Origin of the sequence: uncultured Demequina sp., assembly GCF_913055775.1 — a bacterium.
Taxonomy (GTDB): Bacteria; Actinomycetota; Actinomycetes; order Actinomycetales; family Demequinaceae; genus Demequina.
The window spans coordinates 1-5,145 of record NZ_CAJXJX010000159.1 but is presented as its reverse complement, the minus strand read 5'-3'; the positions used below and the strand labels follow the sequence as shown (position 1 = coordinate 5,145).

Below are 5,145 nucleotides of genomic sequence, written 5' to 3'. Positions count from 1 at the left end.
TTGTCCACCACCCACCCGCGCTCGCCCGTGATGCGCCCGTCGCGCACGTAGAACACGTGCGCGGCCGCCTCGAGCTCCTCGTCGACCAGGCTGAAGATGTCGACGTCCGTGCCCGCGTCGAGCACCACGGCGTTGCGGTCGAGCACGTCGCGCAGCGCGTGCAGCCGGTCCCGCGCGCGCGCCGCCGCCTCGAAGTCCTCGCGTTCGGCGGCGTCCGTCATCGCCTGCGTGAGGTCGCGGATCATGCCCTTGGCATCGCCGCCCAGGACGGCGCACACGCGCTCGGCGAGCGCCCGATGATCCTCGGGAGAGATGCGGCCGACGCACGGCGCCGAGCACTTGTCGATGTGGCCGAGCAGGCACGGCCGGCCCTGACGCTCCGCCTTGCGGAAGACGCCCGGAGCGCACGTGCGGACCGGCAGCGCCGTGAGCAGGGTGTCCACGGTCTCGCGGATCTGCCACGCCCGAGCGTACGGACCGAAGTACCGCACGCCCTTCTTCCGCTCGCCCCGCATCACCTGCACGCGCGGGAACTTCTCGCCCAAGGTCACCGCCAGGTAGGGATACGACTTGTCGTCCTTGAACACGACGTTGAACCGCGGGTCGTACTGCTTGATCCACGTGTGCTCGAGGATCAGCGCCTCGACCTCGTTGCGGACGACCGTCCACTCGACGGACGCCGCCGTGGTCACCATCGCGCGCGTGCGCGGGTGCAGGCGCGAAGGATCCTGGAAGTAGTTCGCGAGGCGCGCCCTGAGGCTCTTCGCCTTGCCGACGTAGACGACCCTGCCGTGCGGGTCGCGGAACCGGTACACGCCGGGCTCGGTCGGAACCGTGCCGGGCGCGGGCCGGTAGTCCGCGGGGTCAGTCACGACCGTCAGCCTACGCGCGGGCCCCGGCGCCGAGGACCTCCTCGAGGAACGTACCCGTGTGGCTGGCCTCGACTCTCGCGACGTCCTCGGGGCTGCCCTCAGCGACCACCAGGCCTCCGCCCGAGCCGCCCTCCGGTCCCATGTCGATGACCCAGTCGGCAGACTTGATGACGTCCAGGTTGTGCTCGATGACGATCACGGTGTTGCCCTTGTCGACGAGGCCCTGGAGAACCCCCAGCAGCTTGCGCACGTCCTCGAAGTGGAGGCCGGTGGTCGGCTCGTCCAGCACGTACACCGTGCGGCCGGTCGACCGCCGCTGCAGCTCGGACGCGAGCTTCACCCGCTGGGCCTCGCCACCGGACAGCGTGGGGGCCGGCTGGCCGAGCCGCACATAGCCCAGGCCCACGTCCACCAGCGTGCGCAGATGCCGGGAGATGGCCGGGATGGCCTCGAAGAACTCGGCCGCGTGCTCGATGGGCATGTCCAGCACGTCGGCGACCGTCTTGCCCTTGAAGTGCACCTCGAGCGTCTCGCGGTTGTACCGCGCGCCCTTGCACACTTCGCACGGGACGTAGACGTCGGGAAGGAAGTTCATCTCGATCTTGAGCGTGCCGTCGCCCGAGCAGGACTCGCATCGGCCGCCCTTGACGTTGAACGAGAACCGGCCGGGGCCGTAGCCCCGGACCTTCGCCTCCGAGGTCTCGGCGAACAGCTTGCGGATCTTGTCCCACACGCCGGTGTAGGTCGCCGGGTTGGACCGCGGCGTGCGTCCGATGGGTCCCTGATCCACGTGCACGATCTTGTCGAGCTGATCCGTGCCGGTGATCCGCGTATGGCGACCGGCGACCTGGCGGGCGCCGTTGAGGGTGTTCGCGAGCGACGTGTACAGGATCGAGTTCACCAAGGTGGACTTTCCGGAGCCCGACACCCCGGTCACGGCGGTGAACACTCCCAGCGGAAACGTCACGTCGATGCCCTGCAGGTTGTGCTCGCGGGCGCCCACGACCGTGATGCTCCGGTCGGGATCCGGCGAACGACGATCCTCGGGCATCGCGATGGACCGGCGCCCGGAGACGTACGCGCCGGTGATCGAGCGATCGTTGTCGAGGAGCTCGTCGTACGACCCCGAGTGCACGACCTCTCCCCCGTGCTCGCCCGCGCCGGGGCCGATGTCGACCACCCAGTCCGCAGTGCGGATCGTGTCCTCGTCGTGCTCGACCACGATGAGCGTGTTCCCGAGATCGCGCAGTCGGGTGAGCGTGTCGATCAGCCTGCGGTTGTCGCGCTGGTGGAGGCCGATGCTCGGCTCGTCGAGGACGTAGAGGACGCCCACCAGCCCTGAACCGATCTGCGTGGCGAGCCGGATGCGCTGCGCCTCGCCTCCCGACAGCGTGCCGGCGGCCCTCGACAGCGTGAGGTAGTCGAGCCCGACGTCGAGCAGGAAGCCCAGGCGGGCGTCGATCTCCTTGAGCACCTGCACGGCGATCTGCCGCCCTCGCTCGTCGAGCTCCGCAGTCAGGAGGAAGTCCCGCGCCTGCGCGATCGACAGGTCGCAGACCTCCGCGATGGACCGGTCGCCGATCGTGACGGACAGCACCTCCGGCTTGAGGCGTGCGCCCGCGCACACGGGGCACGGCACCTCGCGCATGTAGGCCTCATAACGATCGCGCGACCAGTCCGACTCCGTCTGCGAATGCAGCCGCTCGATCCAGGTGATGACGCCCTCGAAGCCCGTGGTGTACTGCCGCTCGCGGCCGAACCGGTTACGGAACTTCACGTGGACCTCGTAGTCCTTGCCCACGAGAATCGCCTCGCGCACGTCGTCGGGCAGGTCCTCCCAGGCCGTGTCCATCGAGAAGCCCATGTCCTTCGACAGGGCCGTCAGCAGGCGGCCGAAGTACTCGGACGAGCTCGAGGTGCTGGACCACGGCGCCACGGCGCCCTCGGCGAGGCTCAGCGCCGGATCGGGCACGACCAGGCCGGGATCGACCTCGAGGCGGACCCCGATGCCGGTGCACTCCGGGCACGCGCCGTACGGGGCGTTGAACGAGAACGTGCGCGGTTCGATCTCCTCGAGCGCCAGCACGTGATCGTTGGGGCACGCGCGCTTCTCGCTGTAGCGCCGCTGCTCGATGTCGCCGTCGACAGGGTCGATCAGCACGAGTCCCTCGGCGAGGCGCAGCGCGGTCTCGACCGAGTCCCTGAGCCGCTGCCGGACGCCGTCGCGTGCCACCAGGCGGTCGACCACGACCTCGATGTCGTGCTTGAGCTTCTTCTCCAGCTGCGGCGGATCCGTCAGCTGCACCGTCTCGCCGTCGACCCGCGCACGCGCGAATCCCTGCTGCTGGAGCTCCTCGAACAGATCCGCGTACTCGCCCTTCCGTCCGCGCACGACCGGGGCGAGGACCTGGTAGCGGGTGCCCTCGGGCAGCGCCAGCACGGAGTCGACGATCTGCTGCGGCGTCTGCGCCTGGATCCGCTCCCCGCACACCGGGCAGTGCGGCGTGCCGACGCGCGCGTACAGCAGCCGGAGGTAGTCGTAGACCTCGGTGATGGTCCCGACCGTCGACCGAGGATTGCGGTTGGTCGACTTCTGGTCGATCGACACCGCCGGCGACAGGCCCTCGATGAAGTCCACGTCCGGCTTGTCCATCTGCCCCAGGAACTGGCGCGCGTACGCGGACAGCGACTCCACGTAGCGCCGCTGTCCCTCGGCGAAGATCGTGTCGAAGGCCAGCGACGACTTGCCCGATCCCGACAGGCCGCTGAACACGATCAGCGCGTCGCGGGGAAGGTCGAGGTCCACGCCCTTGAGGTTGTGCTCACGGGCTCCACGCACCAGCAGTCTGTCGTTCACAGGGCAATGCTACGCATTCGCGGGTTCGAACGCATGTTCGAACCCGCGTGTCGTGCACACAGCCCTGGTTCGACGTCCGGTCAACCTGGCACGATGGGCGCATGACGACCTTCACGATCGAGTACGCGTACGACGAGCGCTCCGCGGAACGTGACGCCCACAGGCCCGCGCACCGCGCCTACCTGGCCGGGCTCGCGGAGCTCGGGACCATGCTCGCGTATGGCAGGTACGACGACTCGGGTTCGCCTGGCGCGCTTCTCGTGTGCGAGGCCGAGTCCCTCGATGATGTCGAGGCGATCATCGCGTCCGACCCGTATATGGAGGAGGGCCTGGTCCCGGATCACCGCATCCGGGTGTGGCCCGCGGTGTTCGGTCCGGCGCTCACCGCCCGGGAGTCCTGACCTCTCCAGGGCAGCGGACGGCCGGGCTCACTGCTCCTTTGCGCCGTCGGTCGGGATCGCTCCGCGCCGAGGATCACCGTCCAGCGCCTCGGGCGAGGCCTCCGCGTCCTGTTGCGCGCCGCGCCGCGTGGCCAGCAGACTCGCGCCCGTCGCGATCGCGAGGACCACGACGATGACCGTGAGCGACAGTGCCGTCGAGATCTCCGGCACCGGAATGGGCTCGCCCCCGTTGACGAAGGGGATGCTGTTCTCGTGCATCGCGTGCAGCACGAGCTTGACGCCGATGAACGCGAGGATCGCGGCCAGTCCGTAGTGCAGGTACACCAGTCGCTTCAGCAGCCCCTCGACCAGGAAGTACAGCTGCCTCAGGCCCAGCAGCGCGAACGCGTTGGCCGTGAAGACGATGAACGGATCCTGCGTGAGACCGAAGATCGCCGGGATCGAGTCGAGCGCGAACAGGACGTCCGTCGAGCCGATCGCGATCATGACCAGGAGCATCGGCGTCACCATGCGCCGCCCGGCCTCGCGGACCGTGATGCGTCCTTCCCGGTAGCCGTCCGTGACCGGGTACAGGCGCCGCACCAGCCTGACGACGCGACCTTCCTGGTACTCCTGGTCCATCGACTCCCCGGCGCTCTCGCGGGCGAGGCCCCACGCCGTGTAGATGAGGAACAGGCCGAACACGTAGAACAGCGCGGCGAACGCGTCCAGCGCGGCGGCGCCCGCAGCGATGAACACCGCGCGCAGCACGAGCGCGATCGCGATGCCGACGAGCAGCACCCGCGAGCGGTACTGGGGAGGCACCGCGAACCTCGACATGATGACGAGGAACACGAACAGGTTGTCGACCGACAGCGACTTCTCGGTGATGTATCCGGCGAGGTACTCCGTGGTCGAGAAGTCCGCGTGCCACACGTGGAGCACCACACCGAACAGCAGCGCCACCGCGATGTAGAACAGCGACCACCCCACAGACTCCCGGAACGTCGGCTCGTGCGGCTTGCGGATCACGACG

Annotated in this window: 4 protein-coding genes; 1 reads left to right on the top strand and 3 read right to left on the bottom strand. The window is 68.9% G+C overall.

Annotated elements, in window-relative coordinates; genetic code table 11:
- On the bottom strand, positions 1-872 hold an 872-nt coding region (gene uvrC, locus QZ483_RS12560; RefSeq protein ID WP_297084516.1), incomplete at its 3' end, for an excinuclease ABC subunit UvrC.
- A 10-nt stretch (positions 873-882) separates the two neighbouring features.
- Positions 883-3,729 (bottom strand): excinuclease ABC subunit UvrA, encoded by a 2,847-nt coding sequence (gene uvrA / locus QZ483_RS12555; protein ID WP_297084511.1) that lies wholly within the window; start codon positions 3,727-3,729, stop codon positions 883-885.
- Between the two features lie 101 nt (positions 3,730-3,830).
- On the opposite strand from uvrA, the gene QZ483_RS12550 reads away from it, so the two are divergent.
- A complete protein-coding gene (locus QZ483_RS12550; protein WP_297084509.1) occupies positions 3,831-4,130 on the top strand; it encodes a YciI family protein in 300 nt (99 codons plus the stop codon).
- Positions 4,131-4,157: 27 nt separating this feature from the next.
- On the opposite strand, the gene QZ483_RS12545 is transcribed toward QZ483_RS12550, so the two are convergent.
- Positions 4,158-5,145 (bottom strand): TerC family protein (locus QZ483_RS12545; protein ID WP_297084507.1); only part of this gene is annotated, 988 nt, incomplete at its 5' end.

Bases quoted from the DNA above. Each gene is read 5' to 3' on its own strand.
- QZ483_RS12550 (WP_297084509.1), top strand. From the start codon at position 3,831: ATGACGACCTTCACGATCGAGTACGCGTACGACGAGCGCTCCGCGGAA.